Annotated in this window: 15 protein-coding genes and 2 tRNA genes; 7 read left to right on the plus strand and 10 right to left on the minus strand. The window is 75.9% G+C overall.

Going from position 1 to position 16,357, the window contains the following annotated elements; all coding sequences use genetic code 11:
* Nucleotides 1-66: 66 nt before the first annotated feature.
* The 4 genes from RTG05_RS17035 to RTG05_RS17050 form a co-directional block, all read right to left on the minus strand.
* Nucleotides 67-143, minus strand: a tRNA-Met gene (locus RTG05_RS17035).
* A 134-nt stretch (nt 144-277) separates the two neighbouring features.
* A tRNA-Met gene (locus tag RTG05_RS17040) sits at nt 278-354 on the minus strand.
* 88 nt (nt 355-442) lie between these two features.
* The gene (locus tag RTG05_RS17045; RefSeq protein ID WP_315912584.1) at nt 443-3,418 is read right to left on the minus strand and encodes a UPF0182 family membrane protein; all 2,976 of its coding nucleotides are present in this window, start codon (nt 3,416-3,418) and stop codon (nt 443-445) included.
* A 242-nt stretch (nt 3,419-3,660) separates the two neighbouring features.
* Nucleotides 3,661-4,716 (minus strand): YlbL family protein, encoded by a 1,056-nt coding sequence (locus RTG05_RS17050; protein WP_315911982.1) that lies wholly within the window; start codon nt 4,714-4,716, stop codon nt 3,661-3,663.
* A 92-nt stretch (nt 4,717-4,808) separates the two neighbouring features.
* Here RTG05_RS17050 and RTG05_RS17055 point away from each other — a divergent pair, with 92 nt between their 5' ends.
* Nucleotides 4,809-6,179 carry a zinc-dependent metalloprotease gene (locus RTG05_RS17055; RefSeq protein ID WP_166526110.1) on the plus strand — a complete coding sequence of 457 codons (1,371 nt, stop codon included), beginning with the start codon at nt 4,809-4,811 and terminating at the stop codon, nt 6,177-6,179.
* Between the two features lie 10 nt (nt 6,180-6,189).
* Here the strand turns inward: RTG05_RS17055 and RTG05_RS17060 are convergent, their stop codons facing one another.
* Nucleotides 6,190-6,762 carry a M48 metallopeptidase family protein gene (locus RTG05_RS17060; protein ID WP_166526111.1) on the minus strand — a complete coding sequence of 191 codons (573 nt, stop codon included), beginning with the start codon at nt 6,760-6,762 and terminating at the stop codon, nt 6,190-6,192.
* A 445-nt stretch (nt 6,763-7,207) separates the two neighbouring features.
* On the opposite strand from RTG05_RS17060, the gene RTG05_RS17065 reads away from it, so the two are divergent.
* From RTG05_RS17065 to RTG05_RS17075, 3 genes are all read left to right on the plus strand, one after another.
* On the plus strand, nt 7,208-7,360 hold the full coding sequence (locus tag RTG05_RS17065; RefSeq protein WP_166526112.1) for a DUF5679 domain-containing protein: 153 nt from the start codon (nt 7,208-7,210) through the stop codon (nt 7,358-7,360).
* A 131-nt stretch (nt 7,361-7,491) separates the two neighbouring features.
* Nucleotides 7,492-8,607 carry a ThiF family adenylyltransferase gene (locus RTG05_RS17070; RefSeq protein ID WP_166526113.1) on the plus strand — a complete coding sequence of 372 codons (1,116 nt, stop codon included), beginning with the start codon at nt 7,492-7,494 and terminating at the stop codon, nt 8,605-8,607.
* A 138-nt stretch (nt 8,608-8,745) separates the two neighbouring features.
* The gene (locus RTG05_RS17075) at nt 8,746-10,062 is read left to right on the plus strand and encodes an ABC1 kinase family protein (protein ID WP_315911983.1); all 1,317 of its coding nucleotides are present in this window, start codon (nt 8,746-8,748) and stop codon (nt 10,060-10,062) included.
* A gap of 163 nt (nt 10,063-10,225) precedes the next feature.
* Here the strand turns inward: RTG05_RS17075 and RTG05_RS17080 are convergent, their stop codons facing one another.
* The 4 genes from RTG05_RS17080 to RTG05_RS17095 form a co-directional block, all read right to left on the minus strand.
* On the minus strand, nt 10,226-10,390 hold the full coding sequence (locus RTG05_RS17080) for a hypothetical protein (RefSeq protein ID WP_166526114.1): 165 nt from the start codon (nt 10,388-10,390) through the stop codon (nt 10,226-10,228).
* 95 nt (nt 10,391-10,485) lie between these two features.
* Complete coding sequence (locus RTG05_RS17085) at nt 10,486-10,746, minus strand: WhiB family transcriptional regulator (RefSeq protein ID WP_166526115.1); 261 nt, start codon at nt 10,744-10,746, stop codon at nt 10,486-10,488.
* 225 nt (nt 10,747-10,971) lie between these two features.
* Complete coding sequence (locus RTG05_RS17090; protein WP_166526116.1) at nt 10,972-11,280, minus strand: hypothetical protein; 309 nt, start codon at nt 11,278-11,280, stop codon at nt 10,972-10,974.
* A 180-nt stretch (nt 11,281-11,460) separates the two neighbouring features.
* Entirely contained in the window at nt 11,461-13,485 is a 2,025-nt protein-coding gene (locus RTG05_RS17095; RefSeq protein ID WP_166526117.1) for an ATP-dependent helicase, read from the minus strand.
* Between the two features lie 159 nt (nt 13,486-13,644).
* On the opposite strand from RTG05_RS17095, the gene RTG05_RS17100 reads away from it, so the two are divergent.
* The 3 genes from RTG05_RS17100 to RTG05_RS17110 all read left to right on the plus strand — a co-directional run bounded on the left by RTG05_RS17100 (nt 13,645) and on the right by RTG05_RS17110 (nt 15,314).
* Nucleotides 13,645-13,908, plus strand: coding sequence for a mycoredoxin (locus tag RTG05_RS17100; protein ID WP_166526118.1), 264 nt, complete (start codon nt 13,645-13,647; stop codon nt 13,906-13,908).
* Nucleotides 13,909-14,130: 222 nt separating this feature from the next.
* Nucleotides 14,131-14,667, plus strand: coding sequence for an ANTAR domain-containing protein (locus RTG05_RS17105; RefSeq protein WP_315911984.1), 537 nt, complete (start codon nt 14,131-14,133; stop codon nt 14,665-14,667).
* Nucleotides 14,586-15,314, plus strand: coding sequence for a nucleoside/nucleotide kinase family protein (locus RTG05_RS17110; RefSeq protein ID WP_315911985.1), 729 nt, complete (start codon nt 14,586-14,588; stop codon nt 15,312-15,314). The genes RTG05_RS17105 and RTG05_RS17110 overlap by 82 nt, the downstream gene beginning before the upstream one ends.
* A 33-nt stretch (nt 15,315-15,347) precedes the next feature.
* On the opposite strand, the gene nudC is transcribed toward RTG05_RS17110, so the two are convergent.
* Nucleotides 15,348-16,316, minus strand: coding sequence for an NAD(+) diphosphatase (gene nudC, locus RTG05_RS17115; RefSeq protein ID WP_166526120.1), 969 nt, complete (start codon nt 16,314-16,316; stop codon nt 15,348-15,350).
* Nucleotides 16,317-16,357: the final 41 nt, after the last annotated feature.

Genomic DNA, 16,357 nt, shown 5'->3' on the forward strand with positions numbered 1-16,357 from the left:
GAGTGGCGTGCGGGCCCGGACAGCAGTCAGGGCCGGCCCCTCACGAGACCGGCCCTGACATCCGAGTGGTAGCGGGGACAGGATTCGAACCTGTGACCTCTGGGTTATGAGCCCAGCGAGCTACCGAGCTGCTCCACCCCGCGTCGGTGAGACCACCATACACACCGCCGGACGGACGGCGGCCGAGGGCCCGGTCACCACGTGCCGGCCCGGCCGCGACCGGGGCGGGACGGCACGAGACCCCGGTCCCTGCAGGAGGGACCGGGGTCTCGTGGGGTGGTAGCGGGGGCAGGATTCGAACCTGCGACCTCTGGGTTATGAGCCCAGCGAGCTACCGAGCTGCTCCACCCCGCGTCGCAGAGACGATCCTACCCGACCGGCGGCGCGGCCCGCAGCCGGCCCCGGCGTGGGCCCCACCACACGGGCCCACGCCGGTCCCCGGTCACCCGCCCGGGCTGACCGCCGCCGGGGCGGCAGGGGCCTGGGCTTCCTGCGCCTGCGCGGCCTGGTAGGCCGCCACGGCGGCCTGCAGGTCCTCCAGCGCCTGGCCCTGCGCGGCGAAGTCGCCGTTGCGCTGGGCGGTCTCCAGGGCGGCCAGCGCCGCGTTGATCGCGTCCACCGCCGACTGCTGGTCCGGCGGCGGGGTGGTGCCGTCGGCCGGCGGAGTCGGCGCGGGGGTGGTGGGCGCGGCCGGCTGGTCGCCCGGCCCGGCGGCGTCCCCACCGGTGTCCGGGGTGTCGCCGCTGTCGGTGGCCGCCTCCCCGGCGCCGGCGCCGAACACCTGGTCCAGGGCCTGGGCGAGGGTGTCGGCGTAGCCGACCCGGTCGCCGTAGTTGACCAGGACCTTGCGCAGCAGCGGGAAGGAGTTCTGCCCGGTGCCCTCGACGTAGAGGGGCTGCACGTAGAGCAGTCCGTCGTCGCCGATCGGAAGGGTGAGCAGGTTGCCGAAGACGGCCTGGGAGTCCTGGCTGTTGAACAGCGTGAGGTCACGGGCGACCTCGTCGTTGGTGTTGAACGACTGCTGCACCTGCGCCGGACCCCGGAACGGCGTGTTGCCCGGCAGGGTCAGCACCTGGATCTGCCCGTAGGTCTCCGGGGCGCTGGACGCCGACACGAAGGCCGACAGGTTGTCCCGGCGGAAGGCGTTCAGCGCGCTGGTGAGCTGGAAGGTCGCACCGTCCTCACCCGGGCGGGCGGCGAGGATGTAGTACGGCGGCTGGGGTTCCTGGGTGTCCACGGTCGGGTCGGACGGGACGGCCCAGCGGTCGTTGCCGCTGTAGAAGTCACCGGGGTCGCTGACGTGGTACCGGGTCAAGATGTCCCGCTGCACCTTGAACAGGTCCTCGGGGTAGCGGATGTGGCTGACCAGCTCCGCCGGCATGGAGTCGCGCGCCTGCACCAGGCCCGGGAAGGCCTTCATGTAGGTCTGCAGGACCGGGTCCTCGCGGTCCCACTCGTACAGCGTGACCGAGCCGTCGTAGGCGTCGACGGTGGCCTTCACCGAGTTGCGGATGTAGTTGAACGTCTCGTCCGGCAGGGGCGTGGTGCCCTGCCCGGTGATCGCGTCCGTGGCGGCCTCGCCCAGCTCCATCTGCTCGGAGTAGGGGAAGGAGTCCGAGGTGGTGTAGCCGTCGAGCATCCACACCACCCGGCCGCCGATGACCGCGGGGTAGGGGTCGCCGTCCACGGTGAGGAACGGCGCGGCCTTCTCCACGCGGTCCATCGGGTCGCGGACGTAGAGCACCTTGGAGGCCTCGTTGACGGCGCTGGAGAGCAGGAAGTTCCGCTCCCGGTAGAAGATCGCGAAGGTCAGCTGCCGGAAGAAGCTGCCCATCTCGACGCCGCCCTGGCCGTCGTAGGTGTTGTTGATCTGACCCTCGCCGTCGCTGCCCTCCGGCAGGTCGAACTCGCGCGGCTCGGCACCCTCCGGCGCCCCCACGACGGAGTAGTCCTGCATGAGCTCGCCGTAGTAGATGCGCGGCTGCTCGACCTCGATGTCACCCCGGGTGGGCAGGTCGCGGGTGGTGAAGTCTGGCTCGCCGCCCTCCTGTCCGCCGACCACCTGGTTGGCCGGGGCGGCCACGAAGCCGTTGCCGTGGGTGTAGACGGTGTGCCGGTTGATCCAGGTGTCCTGGTTCTCGCTCAGCCCCTGGCTGTTGAGCTCCCGGACGGCCACCACGTAGTCCTGGGTGTCACCGTCGATCGTGTACCGGTCGATGTCCAGCTTCTCGGGGAAGCCGTAGACGTTGCGGATCTGCTGGCGGGCGGTGAAGGTGTCGGCCAGCACGTTGGGGTCCAGCAGCCGGGCGTTGGGGATGGTCTCGGTGTCGTTGCGCAGCTCGGCCAGCGCCGCGGTCGCGTCGACCTCCTCGCCGGTCTCCTGCTGGGCGTAGTTGACGTAGTCGACCTCGTCGAGGCCGTAGGCGTCCCGCGTGGAGGCGATGGCGCGGGCGATGAAGTCGGCCTCGCGCTCGTTGACGCTGGGCCGGACGACGAACTGCTGCACGATCGCCGGCCAGGCCACCCCGATCGCCAGGCTGGAGACCAGCAGCAGCACCAGCGCCGCGGCTGGGAGCTGGAAGTTGCGGACCACGACGTTGGCGAAGAACGCCACGGCGCAGACGATCGCCGCGAACACCAGGATGGTCTTGGCCGGCAGCAGCGCGTTGACGTCGGTGTAGCTGGCGCCGGTGAACAGGTCGCCGCGGTCGGAGAAGACCAGCGCGTAGCGGTCCAGCCAGTAGGCGACGGCCTTGAGCGCGACGAACAGGCCCAGCAGCACCGACAGCTGGATCATCGCCGCGGTGGTCAGCTTCTGCCCCGGGGTCTGCAGCCGCAGGCCGCCGAACACGTAGTGCGTCAGCAGTGAGCCGATCAGCGCCAGGATCACGATGGCGAACCCGAAGCCGAGCAGCAGCCGGTAGAAGGGGTAGTCGAAGACGAAGAACGAGATGTCCAGCCCGAACTGCGGGTCCACCCGGCCGAACGGGGTGCTGTTGCGGAACTGCAGCCAGGTCTCCCAGCTGCCCTGCGCGGTGAACCCGGCGAACAGGCCGAGCACGACGGCGACCGCGGTGGTCACCAGGGCGCGGCGCGGCTCCAGCGACTGGCGGTAGCGCTCCAGGTTCTGCTGCTCCAGCGACATCGGCCGGAACGTCGGGCGGAAGCGGTAGGCCAGGTGGATGGCCAGCGCAGTGGCCCCGCCGGTGGCCACGCCGGCGACGGCGAAGAGCAGGGCCCGGGTCTGCAGCTCGGTCCAGAAGACATCGGTGAAACCGGTCTCGTCGAACCACAGGTAGTCGACGTAGACGTTGGTGAGCGTCCCGATGGCGGTGAAGAGCACCAGCAGGACGCCGATGGCCCCGATGACCACCTTCGCGCGCCGCGACAGTGCCGGCACGGACACGGGGGGCCGCATGGCCACGAGGTTCTCCTTCGATCACGGTCGTGGCTGATCGCCACGGACGGTGCCGGCCACGGGTGGCCGGCCGGCGCGGTTCGGTCCCCGCGGGCGCCGATCCGGTCCCCCGGACCAACGCTCGGGGGCGCGCGGGGTTCCCCGCCTCGCCGCCGCCCGCCAGCTTCCCCCACCGGGGCCGTCCCGTGTCGGCGGGGCGGCGTCTCGAGGCGGCGTCCGGAGGCGGTGTCAGGCGGCCGGTGTCAGCAGGGCGCGGGCGTCCGTCCGGCCCGCAGGTCCTCCAGCGCGGTGAGGGCGTCGTCCAGGGTCGCCACCCGCGCGGTGGGCAGCTGCGGCTCGGGGCCGGCGAGGGCCTCGGCGCAGTTGTCGGCCGGGACGAGGAACAGCTCGGCACCGATCTCGGCAGCCGCGATCATCTTCAGCTGGATCCCGCCGATCGGGCCGACCCGGCCCTCGGCGTCGATCGTGCCGGTGCCGGCCACCGTGGCACCGCCGGTCAGGTCGGTCCCCCCGACCATGTCGAGGATGCCCAGGGTCAGCATCAGGCCCGCCGAGGGGCCGCCGACGTCCTCCACGGCGATGTCGACGTCGAAGGGCGCGGCCGGCTGCTCGCGGACGAGCACGCCCAGCAGCGAGCCCTCGCGGGGCTCGGCGTCGGCGGGGAGGTCGCCGTCGGCGTCGGCGGCCGAGCGGGTGGTGACCGTCGCGCTCCCGGCCTCGCCCAGCCGGGTGTAGGCCACGGTCACCTCGGAGCCCCCGGGGATGGCGCGCAGGACGGTGTCCAGCGTCCCGAGGTCGGGGGTCGGCCGCCCGTCGACGGCCTCGATCGCGTCCCCCTCCTGCAGCTGCCCCTCGGCGGGCGAGTCCTCCGACAGGCCCCGGACGACGACCTTGACCGGGTGGCCGAGCTCGGCCAGCGCGGCGGCCTCGGCCGCCTCCTCGGAGGTGAGGAAGGCCTGCCGGTTGGCCTCCCGGGTCTCCTCCTCCGACCGGCCCGCCGGGTACACGGTCTCCTCGGGGACGACGCTGACCTCGTCGTCGAACCAGCCCTGCACCGCCTCGACCAGGCTGAGCCCGGCCCGGCTGACACCGACGGTGGTCAGTGTCAGTTCCCCCTCGGCCTCGGTGCGCTCGAGGCCCTCGACGGTGATGATCGGCTCCCCGTCGATCTCCCCGAGGGTGTTGAAGGTCGGCCCCGGCACCTGGGCCACGTAGGGCACCGGCACCGCCGCACCCAGCACGCCGAAGACCACCAGCAGCACGACACCGACGCTGAGGACGGCCATCCGACGGGTCACGACCGGCCAGCTTATGGTCCCGGCGCGGCGGGGGCGTTCCGCTGCGGGCGGACCGACCGTGCGGCCGGGTGCCCCGCGGCTACCGTGGGGGCATGAGCGACGTCCCGTTCGGCTTCGGCATCCCCGACCGCGACCCCGAGCGCCGGGACCGGTCCGGGTCCGGGGCCGGGAACGACCCCTTCGGCCTCGGCGCCCTCTTCGGCGGCGGCGCCGGCGCGGGGACGCCGGAGGACCTGCTGGCCAAGATGCCGCTGTTCGCCGAGCTGCAGAAGCTGATGACCTGGTCCGGCGGGCCGGTCAACTGGGACCTCGCGCGCCAGGGTGCGATCAGCTCGCTGGCCGCCGGTTCCCAGCCGACCTCGGACGCCGAGCGGGCCGCCGTCGCCGACGCCCTGCGCCTGGCCGACCTGTGGCTGGACCCGGTCACCGAGCTGCCCTCGGGCGTGGACCGGCCGCTGGCCTGGTCGCGGGTGGAGTGGGTGGAGCAGACGCTGCCGGCCTGGAGCAGCCTGATCGACCCGCTGGCCGAGCGGGTGGTCGGCGCGATGACCAGCGCGCTGCCCGCCGAGGCGGCCGCGATGGCCGGCCCGCTGGCCGGGATCATGGGCCGGATGGGCGGGCTGATGTTCGGCGCCCAGGTCGGCCAGGCCCTCGGCCGGCTCTCCGGTGAGGTGCTCACCAGCGGGGAGATCGGCATCCCGCTGGCACCGGCCGGCGCCGGCGTGCTCGTGCCGCAGAACGTCGCCGAGTTCGCCGCGGGCCTGGACCGCCCGGCCGACGAGGTGCGGCTGTTCCTCGCGCTGCGCGAGGCCGCCACCCAGCGGCTGTTCGCCCACGTGCCGTGGCTGCGCCAGCAGCTGCACGACGCCGTGCACGCCTATGCCCGGGGCATCCACGTCGACCGGGAGGCCATCGAGCGGGGCATCACCGAGGCGATGGGCTCGATGGGGGGCATCGACCCGACCAACCCGGAGGGCATCCAGGCGCTGCTGGGCAGCGGCCTGCTCGAGCCCGAGGAGACCCCGGAGCAGCGGGCGGCGCTCCGCCGGCTGGAGACGCTGCTCGCGCTCGTCGAGGGCTGGGTGGACAGCGTCGTGGCCGCGGCCGCCGGTGACCGGCTGCCGGGGCACCAGGCGCTGGCCGAGACCATGCGCCGCCGCCGGGCCTCCGGCGGCCCGGCCGAGCAGACCTTCGCCACCCTGGTCGGCCTGGAGCTGCGGCCCCGGCGGCTGCGCGACGCGGCCACCGTGTGGGGCGCGATGGCCCAGCAGCACGGCAGCGCCGAGCGCGACCGGCTGTGGTCGCACCCGGACCTGCTGCCGACGTCGGAGGACCTCGACGAGCCGCTGGACTTCGTCGCTCGACAGGGGGCCGACGAGGAGCTGCGCGCCCTCACCGCCGACGACGCGCAGCGGCCCGAGGGCGACGAGCAGCCCGGCGACGAGGGCGACACGAGGAGCTGAGCGCCCCGCCTCAGTCGACGAGGTCGTCGTCCCGGGCGGGCGGGGTGCCGTGCGAGGCGCCGGAGTCGACGCCCTCGAGGAAGCCCCGCGCCCGCTCCGCCCGCGGGTAGCGCGCCACCAGTGACCAGAAGCGGGCGTCGTGGTCGGGCTCGACCAGGTGCACCAGCTCGTGCACGAGCACGTAGTCGACGACGTACTCCGGCATCGCCCGCAGCCGGCTGGACAGCCGGATGGTGCGGTCGGCCGGTGTGCACGACCCCCAGCGCCGGTTCTGGTTGTCCACCCACCGCACGCTGACCGGCTCGGGCACCCCGTCGAGGTGGGCGGCGGACAGCGCCCGGGCCCGGGCCATCAGCTCGTCGTCCCCACCCAGGGACCGGCGGCGCCGCTCCTCGCGGGTCTGCAGCTTGGCCACCATCTGGGCCACCCAGCGCCGCTCCTCGGCGGGGCTGAAGGCGGCCGGGATGAGCACCACCGTGCGCCCGGACTCCCGGTAGGCGGTCACCGTCCGGCGCCGCCGGTTGCTCCGCCGGACCTCGACGTCCTCCCCCGACAGCGTCGCCCCGGCCCGGTCGGCGGGCACGGCACGGGAGCACCGCGGGTCCTCTCGGGGCGGGGCGGGAGGACGGCGCGGGGTGTCGGGAGGCGTTCCAGGCACGCAGGCACCGTAGTTGCCCACCCGGCGGCGCGCTCCGGCGGCCACGTGACCCGCACGAGATGTCGCACGGACGGTGGACACGAGCCCGCCCGGTCCGGGGACGGGCGCCGTCCACAACCCGGACCGCGCCCGTTCCCGCAGGTCGGACCGCACATCGCGGGACGCCGGAACGCGCACGCCACAGCGTCGTCCCCTGGCCACGCACAGCGACACGCCGCCGGCTCCCCACGTCGTCCACAGGTCCGTCCACAGGCTGTGGGCGGCAGGGCGCGGACCGGCCACGGCTGCACCGGGGCGGGCGGGCGCCCGGGTAGCGTTCCCGCGACGGCGCCCCGGGGGACGCCCGGCGGACCGGAGACGAGGAGAGACCGTGGCGGAGAGCTACAACGGCTACTGCGTGAAGTGCAAGGAGAAGCGGGACTTCGACGGCGAGGTCAAGGTCAGCGAGTCCGGTCGCCGCATGGCGCAGGGCACCTGCCCGGTCTGCGGCACCAAGGTGAACCGGATCCTCGGCAAGGCCTGAAGAACACCTCGTCCCCCTCACCCTTCGCGTGCTCAGGGTGAGCCTCTGGACGAGGCCGGCCGGTTCCAGCACGTCCCGGGGCCTGTGGACGGAGGCAGCGGGCCGGTGCGGGACGCTGGCACCCTGCGCGGGTGGCCGACACCGCGCACCCCCTGCTGCCTCCCGGCGTGCCGCTGCTGCGCGTGCCCCGGGCCGGTGGCGCCGAGGACGTCCAGGTCGGTGGCACGGACTCCCGCGACGGGCTGGTGGTCTCCCCCGGCGCGGCCGGGCTGACCGGCCTGCTGCGCGGACTGGACGGCCGGCGCACGCAGCGGGCCGTCCTCGCCGAGGCCGCCGGCGCCGGACACGACCCCGCGGCGGTGAGCGACCTGCTCGACGGCCTGCGCGGCACCGGCCTGCTGGTCGACCTGGACCCCGCCGACCTGCTGGCGGCCGACACCGGGCCGGCCGCCGAGGCCCGGACCCGCACCGAGCTGCCCACCGCCACGGACCCGGCCGCGGGCGCGCGCTGGCGGGCGCGGCGGACGGCGACGGTCGTCGTCGACGGCGCCACCCGCGTCGGTGTGCCGCTGGCCGCGGTCCTGGCCGCGAGCGGCGTGGGCCGGGTGAGCGTGCGCGACGACGGGGTCACCGCGGCCGGGGACGCCGTCGTCGGTGGGCTGGGCGCCGGGGACGAGGGCCGCCCGCGCAGCCTGGCCGCCGCCGACGCCGTCCGCCGCGCCAGCCCCCTGACCGACCTGCGCCCGCTCGCCGCCGGCCGGCCGGCCGACCTGGTCGTCCTCACCCGGCCGTGGGCCGCCTGCGACCCCCTCGCCGCGGACCTGCAGCGCCGCGGGGTGCGGCACCTGGTCGCGACCGTCCGCGGGGAGACCGGCGTCGTGGGGCCGCTGGTGGTGCCCGGCGCGACGGGCTGCCTGCGCTGCGCGGACCTGCACCGCCGCGACGCCGACCCCCGGTGGCCGGCGCTGGCCGCCCAGCTCGGCACCGGTGACCTGTCCCCCGGCGGCGCCACGGTGACGTGCCTGGCCACCGCGGTGACGGCGGCCGTGCAGGTCCTGGCGCTGGTCGACGGCCGCGGGGCCCCGGTCACCGTGGGGACGACGGTGGAGCTCCGCCCGCCGGACCTGCTCCCCCGCACCCGCCGGTGGCCGGCGCACCCCGACTGCGGCTGCGTCGCCGGGGTCGAGGACGCCGGTCCCCCGCCTGCCAGCGGCCGACCGGCGGATCAGGGGACAATGGGGGCCTAGTGCGCCTCCGGGCCCGGACGGGGCCGGTGCCGCCGCGACCGGGGCCGACGTGCACCAGCGAGGAGGACAGGTGAGCGAGCTCGCGAGCTCACGCAGGAGCACGGCAGCGGTGGGTTCGGGGCCGGCGGGGGCGAGCGCGTGAGCGATCCCGATCGGGAGATGCCGCGGGGGTCGGTGTCCCGGACCGCGCGGCTGGCGTCGCTGCCGCTGGGTGCGGCCGGGCGGGCCACCCTGGGCATCGGCAAGCGGCTGTCCGGACGCGACGCCGACGCGGTCAACGCGGAGCTGCAGCAGCGCACCGCCGAGCAGCTGTTCGCCGTGCTGGGCCAGCTCAAGGGCGGGGCGATGAAGCTCGGGCAGACGCTGTCGGTCTTCGAGGCCGCCGTGCCCGAGGAGGTGGCCGCGCCCTACCGCGAGGCCCTGGTGAAGCTCCAGGCCGAGGCGCCGCCGATGCCGGTGCGCACGGTGCACGCCGTCCTGGCCCAGCAGCTCGGGGGCCGGTGGCGGGAGCGGTTCCGGCACTTCGACGACACGCCGGCGGCCGCGGCCAGCATCGGGCAGGTCCACCGGGCGACCTGGCGGGACGGCCGGGACGTGGCCGTGAAGATCCAGTACCCCGGCGCGGCCACCGCCCTGATGTCCGACCTCAACCAGCTGGCCCGCTTCGCCCGGATGTTCGCCGTGCTCTTCCCCGGCATGGACGTCAAGCCACTGATCACCGAGCTCAAGGCGCGCGTGGTCGAGGAGCTGGACTACGGCATGGAGGCCGACTCGCAGCGGGCCTTCGCCGCCGCCTACGCCGACGACCCGGAGATCGTCGTCCCCCGGGTGGTGGCCAGCGCGCCGAAGGTGATCGTCTCGGAGTGGCTCGAGGGGACGCCGCTGTCGAAGGTGATCGCCTCGGGCACGCGGGAGGAACGCGACCGGGCCGGGCACATGCTGACGGTGCTGCACTTCTCCGGTCCGCAGCGGGCCGGGCTGCTGCACGCCGACCCGCACCCGGGCAACTTCCGGCTGACCCCCGACGGCCGCTTCGGGGTCATCGACTTCGGCGCGACCGCCCGGCTGCCGGACGGGCACCCGGAGCCGATCGGCCGGCTGGTGCGGTGGGCGCTGGAGGGGCGGGCCGAGGACGTGCTGGCCGACCTGCGCGCCGAGGGCTTCATCCGGCCCGGCGTGCAGGTCGACGCCCAGGCGGTGCTGGAGTACCTGCTGCCGCTGCTGGAACCGATCCGGCAGCGCCGCTTCCACTTCACCCGGGCGTGGATGCAGGAGCAGGCCGCCCGCATCGCCGACCCGCGCTCCGAGGCCAACCGGCTGGGCCGGATGCTCAACCTGCCACCGGCCTACCTGCTCATCCACCGGGTGACGATGGGGTCGATCGGGGTGCTCTGCCAGCTCGACGCCGCCGACGACTACCGCGGCGTGGTCGAGGAGTGGCTGCCCGGCTTCTGAGCGACCCCGCCGCCCCCGCCGCCGGTCCGACGGCGACGGGGGCAGCGGGCGGCCCCCGTGCAGGGTCCCGCCGCGAGCGTGCGAGCGACGGAGGGCAAGGGGCGGCCCCGCTGCAGGGGCCCGTCGCGAGCGTGCGAGCGGCGGGGGGCAGCGGGGTCCTTCCTCAGCGGACGGCGGCGCTGGCCCGTGCCGCCCGCCGCGCGGCGTACTCCGCCCGGCGCGCCCAGCGCCGGGCGGCCCGCAGCCGGCGGGCGCGCCCGTCGGCGTCGGCCTCGGCACGCAGGGTGCGCAGCCGGTCGATGGCCATGTCGTACTCGAAGGTGCTCACGTCAGGTCCTCACTCGGGAAGGAACCGTCCTCCCCACCCCTCGCGCAGCTCGGGGTGGGACCGGGACGGGGTCATGGGTGGCGAGGGGTCGTCCCTCAGGCGACCGCCTGCTTGGGCGGGCGTCCGCGGGGGCGCTTGCGCGCGATGACCGTCCCGCGCTCGAAGATCTCCCCGCCCCAGACGCCCCAGGGCTCGCCGCGGTCCAGCGCACCGGCCAGGCAGGCGTCGCGGACGGGACACTCCGCGCAGCGCACCTTGGCCTCCTCCAGTCCGGCCGGGGTCTCGGCGAACCAGAGGTCGGGGTCGGCCCGGCACGGCAGGGGACGCCGCACCGGCGCCGGCGCCGCGGGGGCCACCGGCCGTCGGGGAAGGGGAGCACCGCCGGTCCGGGGTGCACCGGCCCGGCGGTGGGACGTCGGACGGTCGGCCGTCGACTGCACTGCCGCTCCTCCTCGTACTCGTCGTCGTCGACCGGCGGGGGCCCGCCGACCGAGGGTCGGGGTCGGGTGCCGCGGAGGAGATGACAGAGGCCGCGGATCCCGGTGTCGGGTTCCGCGGCCTCGAGGAGGTCCTGTCGAGTGCTAGCTCGACGGTCTCCTCGAGGAGTGGAGCCCGAGGGTGGTGCCGTTGTGCTCGGTGGTGGTGCCGTACTCGGTGGTGGTGCGCACGCCGGACTGCTGCGCGCAGCCGGCGCTGCCGAAGGCGTCGATCACCGGCATCGCGGGGACGCCGGAGCCGGGGACGCCGGCAGCCGACCGCGGGGCGGTGACCGGGAGGGCGCGCAGGCGCGCGCCGACCGGCGAGCCGACGAGGTGGACGGCCGTACGCACGGCGGAGCCCGCCGGGCGGAGAGCCCCGGCGGGGGCGAGGGTCCAGGTGCTGCTGATCACGTCGCCCACCTCCTCCGGGGGTCGGATCCCGGCCGTCGGGCCGGTCTCGGGGTCTGGCGCGCCCGGGTTCCCCGGGCGCGATCAGGACAGTAGGGGGCCGCCGTGGAGGCGGTCAACGCAATTAACGACCGGGGTGTCGGCGTCCGCCGACCCCGGACCTCCGTGACGCGGAGTGGGGGGTCAGTCCCCGACGGTGGCGAGCACGTCCTCGCCGTAGAGCTCCAGCTTGCGGGCGCCGATGCCGGGCAGGCCGGCCAGCTCGCGCAGGGACGCCGGCCGGCTCTCCGCGATGGCCTGCAGCGTCGCGTCGCTGAAGACGACGTAGGCCGGCACCGACGCCGAGGCGGCCGTCTCGCTGCGCCAGGCCCGCAGCCGCTCGAACAGCTCCCCCGCCTCGCCCTCGAGGACGACCTTGGCGCGCTTCTGCTTGCGCTGCACCGGCGCGGCACTCGGCGTGGACCCGGGGACCAGCCCCTCCAGGAAGCGGCTGCGCGGCCGGGCCCGCCGTCCGCCGGGGTTGCGCGCCAGCGACCAGGACAGGGCCAGCTGCTCGCGGGCCCGCGTGACGGCCACGTACAGCAGCCGGCGCTCCTCCTCGACCGCCTCCGGGCGGGACAGCGACTGGGCGATCGGCAGGACGCCGTCGACCAGGCCGACGACGAACACGGCGTCCCACTCCAGGCCCTTGGCCGCGTGCATGGAGGCCAGCGTGACGCCCTGCACGGTCGGGGCGTGCTGGGCGTCGGCGCGGGCGGCCAGGTGGGCCACGAAGCCGGCGAGGTCCATCGTCGGGTCCTCGGCGACCAGGTCGACGGCGAGGTCGACCAGCGCGGCCAGCGACTGCCAGCGGTCCCGGGCGGCACCCCCGGGCGGCGGGCGGTGCTCCACCCAGCCGGTGGAGGCCAGCACGTCGCGCACGGTGGGCACCAGTGCCCCCGGGTCGCTGCCGCCGGCCGCGGCGCCGCGCAGCAGCAGGACCGCCTCGCGCACCTCGGGCCGTTCGAAGAACCGCTCGCCGCCGCGCAGCACGTAGGGCACCCCGACGGCGGCCAGCGCGTTCTCGTAGACCTCGGACTGGGCGTTGATCCGGAACAGGACGGCGATCTCCGCGGCCGGCGTCCCGGCGTCCACGAGCGTCCGGCACGCCTGGGCGACCGCGGCGGCCTCGGCCGGCTCGTCGGGGTGCTCGGAGAAGCGCGGCACCGGCCCCTCGGCGCGCTGGCCCAGCAACCGCAGGCCGGGCAGGCCCCGGCGCGGCGGCGCCTGCCCGATGAGCCTGTTGGCCAGCCCCACGACCTGCGGGGTGGAGCGGTAGTCCCGCTCGAGCTTGACCACCTCGGCGTCCGGGTAGCGGTCGGCGAAGCCGAGCAGGTGGTCGGGGTCGGCGCCGGTGAAGGAGTAGATGGTCTGGTTGGGGTCACCGACCACGCAGACGTCGGCCCGCCCGCCGAGCCAGGCGTCGAGCAGCCGCTGCTGCAGCGGGTTGACGTCCTGGTACTCGTCGACGACGAAGTGCCGGTACTGCCCGCGCACCTGCCGGGCGACGTCGGGGTGCTCCTCGATGGCGAAGGCGGTGACCAGCAGCAGGTCCTCGAAGTCCAGCGCGCCGTCCCGCTGCTTGGCCGACTCGTATCCGGCGTAGACGCGGGCCACCGCCGCGGGCTCGAACGGCGGCTCGCGGCCGGCGGAACTGGCCCGCGCGGGGTAGTCGTCGGGGGTGGCGAGGGTGGTCTTGGCCCACTCGATCTCGCTGGCCAGGTCGCGCAGGCTGGTGCGGTCGGTGGACAGCCGGGCGCGGGAGGCGGCCGCGGCGACCAGCCGGAGCTTGTTCTCCACCAGTGGCGGCATCGGGCCGCCGAGCACGCGGGGGGCGAAGTAGCGCAGCTGGCGCATGGCGGCGGCGTGGAAGGTGCGGGCCTGGACGCCACCGACGCCGAGCGCGGCCAGCCGGGACCGCAGCTCCCCGGCGGCCCGGGCGGTGAAGGTGACGGCCAGGACCTGCTCGGGCACGAAGGCGCCGGTGTGCACGCCGTAGGCGATGCGGTGGGTGATGGTGCGGGTCTTCCCGGTGCCGGCACCGGCGAGGATGCAGACCGGCCCGGACACCGACGAGGCGGCGGTGCGCTGCTCGTCGTCCAGCTGGGCGAGCACCGCCTCGGCGCCCGCGACCCGGACGCCCCCGGGTGCACCGGTGGTCTGCGACATCGGCCTCCCCGTCCCTTGTCGATGGCCCGCGTCGGTGGCCCGGCCCATCCTCCCAGCCGGCGCGGACCGGCGGGGGAAGCATCCCCAGGGGCGCGGCGTTGGAGCCCGGTGACCGCTGGCACGCCGTGCCGGGCCCCCGATGCCAGGAGGAACGCCTCGATGACCGCTGCCCCCGCTGCCGTGACCATGTACACCACCGTCTGGTGCGGGTACTGCGTGCGGCTGAAGAAGCTCATGCAGCGCGAGGGCATCGAGTTCGCCGAGGTCGACATCGAGCACGACCCGGCCGCCGCGGACCTGGTGATGCAGGCCAACGGGGGCAACCGCACCGTCCCGACGCTGCTCTTCCCCGACGGCAGCGCCCTGACCAACCCGAGCATCGACCAGGTCAAGACGCAGCTCGCCCAGGCGACCGGCGCCTGAGGGCTCCCTCCGCCGGGTGAGCGGTGCCGGGCGGTCGCGCACGGGTCGTACGGTGGGCCCCCGTCCCGGCTGTCCGCCGGACCGAGCCGTCGCGGAGGCCGCCCAGTGAGCGAGTGCACCACCCCAGCGGACCGTCCACCGGTCCCCGCACGGGACGGGTCCGCGCCGTCCGCGGCCAGGGACCCGGCGCTCGGACGGGCGGTCGGCCCCGAGCAGCCCACCGTGGTGGTCGCCCGCACCGGCCGCGGCTGGTCGGTGTTCGCCCCCGGCCGCGCCGAGGACGTCGGCGACCTGGTGGAGGGCATGACCCTGGCCGACCTGGTCAGCGAGGAGCTCGGGGCGCTGGTCGAACCCGATCGGGACGCCCGCCGCGCGGCCCGGGGCCCGGCCGCCGAGGCGGACCCGGACGCCGACCCCCGCGACTCCCGGGTCGCCGCTCTGGAGCGCATCGTCGCCCAGCTCGAGCACGCCCTGGCCGCCCGGGTCTCCACCGAACGGGCCATCGGCGTCCTCGCCGAGCACCAGGCCACGACGCCGCAGGCCGCCTTCGACCAGCTGCGCCGCGAGGCCCGCTCGCAGGGGCGACCGGTCCCGGAGCTGGCCCGCGAGGTGCTCGACGGGCAGGCCGCCCGGGCCGCCACGGCCGCGGCGGAGCTCCCCGGCGGGCGGACCGCACCGTGCACCCCGGCCCGGGAGAGCAGCCGCGCACCCCGTACGCGGTCCCGCACCGGGCGGGGGCCGGCCGAGGGCCGGTCCTGACCCGGCCGCAGCCCCTGACGCCAGGCGCGCTGGCCGACCGGCTGGCCGTGCTGCTGGCCGGCGTCGACCCCGAGCCCGGGGCGCACGCACTGCGGGTGGCCGTGGACGGCCCCGACGTCGCCCGCCCCGAGGACCTCGCCACCGCCGTCGCCGAACGGCTGCCCCCGCTGGGGCGCCCCTGCGTGGTCGTCCCCGCCGCCGGGTTCCTGCGTGCGGCGTCGCTGCGGCTCGAGCACGGCCGGACCGACCCCGACGCCCGGTACACCGACTGGCTCGACGCCGGCGCCCTGGCCCGGGAGGTCCTCGACCCAGTGGGACCCGGCGGCTCAGGGTCCTACCTGCCGGTGCTGTGGGACGTCGCCCGGGACCGGGCCGCCCGCGTCCCGCCGCGGCCGGTGCCGGCCGGCGGGGTGCTGCTCGTCCCCGGACCGCTGCTGCAGGGCGTGGGGCTGGCGTTCGACCTGGTCGTGCACCTCCGGGTCGCACCGCCCGCCCGTCGCCGGCGCACCCCGGCCGCGCAGGCGTGGGAGCTGCCGGCCTTCGACCGCTACGACGCCGAGGTTGACCCCGCCTCGCTGGCCGACGCGGTGGTGCTGGCCGACTCCCCCGACCACCCCGCCCTCGTCCTGCAGGGCCGCCTCGCCTGAGGGACTTCCGCGCGCGGAAGGCCGCCCGGGGGCTCAGTCGAGGCTGCCTGCGAGCCAGCGGTCGATGATGTGCCGGGCGATGGACACCGCCGGGGGCAGCGCGGTCGGGCCCGCGCCGGAGCGCAGCTCGTCCCGGCTGAACCAGTGCGCCTCCTCGATCTCGGTGGGGTCCAGGCGCAGCGTCTGGTCACCCTCGACGCGGGCGGTGTAGCCGAGCATCAGCGACTGCGGGAACGGCCACGGCTGGCTGCCCGCGTAGCGGATGTCGGTGACCCGCAGCCCGACCTCCTCGGCGACCTCGCGGGCCACCGCGCCCTCCGCGGACTCCCCCGGCTCGACGAAGCCGGCGAGGATGGAGAAGCGCCCCGGGGGCCACACCGCCTGGCGGCCCAGCACGCACCGGTCACCGCCGTCGTGGACCAGCATGATCACGGCCGGGTCGGTCCGCGGGAACAGCTCGGCCCCGGTCTCCGGGTCCCGCTGCACCCACCCCGCCCGCTCGATCGTCGTCCGCGCGCCGGACAGCGGGCTGAACCGGTTGCGCTCGTGCCACTCGGCCATGGCGATCGCCTCGGCGAGCAGGCCGGCGTCGAGGTCCCCGAGGTCGGCGCCCAGGTCGCGCAGGCCGGCCCAGGTGTCCACCGGGCGGCCGCCGACGGTCGTGCGCCGGTCGCCGCGGACGGCGGCGTAGGGCACGCCGTCGGCCTCACCGAGGTAGACCGCGCCCTCGGGCAGGCCGTCGCGCTGCTCCCACACCAGCCGCGGCCCGGCCCCGGTCTCCTCCACCGGCACGGTGCGCCGCGGGTCGACGGTGAGCACCCGCACCGGGCGCCCGCCGGTCGGGTCGGGCCGGGTGCGGGCCAGGTGACTGCGGTCGTGCGCGGACCGGGACAGCACCGGCACCGCCCCCGTCGGTGAGGGGCTGCTCACCGGCCAGGTGACGCCGTCGCCGGACGGCGGCGGGTTGTCCGCCGGCGTGCTGCCCCCGTCCGGGACGGTCACGCGCTCTCCTCGCTGGCGCTCGGCGACCGCGTGCCCGGCGG

This window comes from Geodermatophilus sp. DSM 44513 (assembly GCF_032460525.1).
GTDB lineage: Bacteria > Actinomycetota > Actinomycetes > Mycobacteriales > Geodermatophilaceae > Geodermatophilus.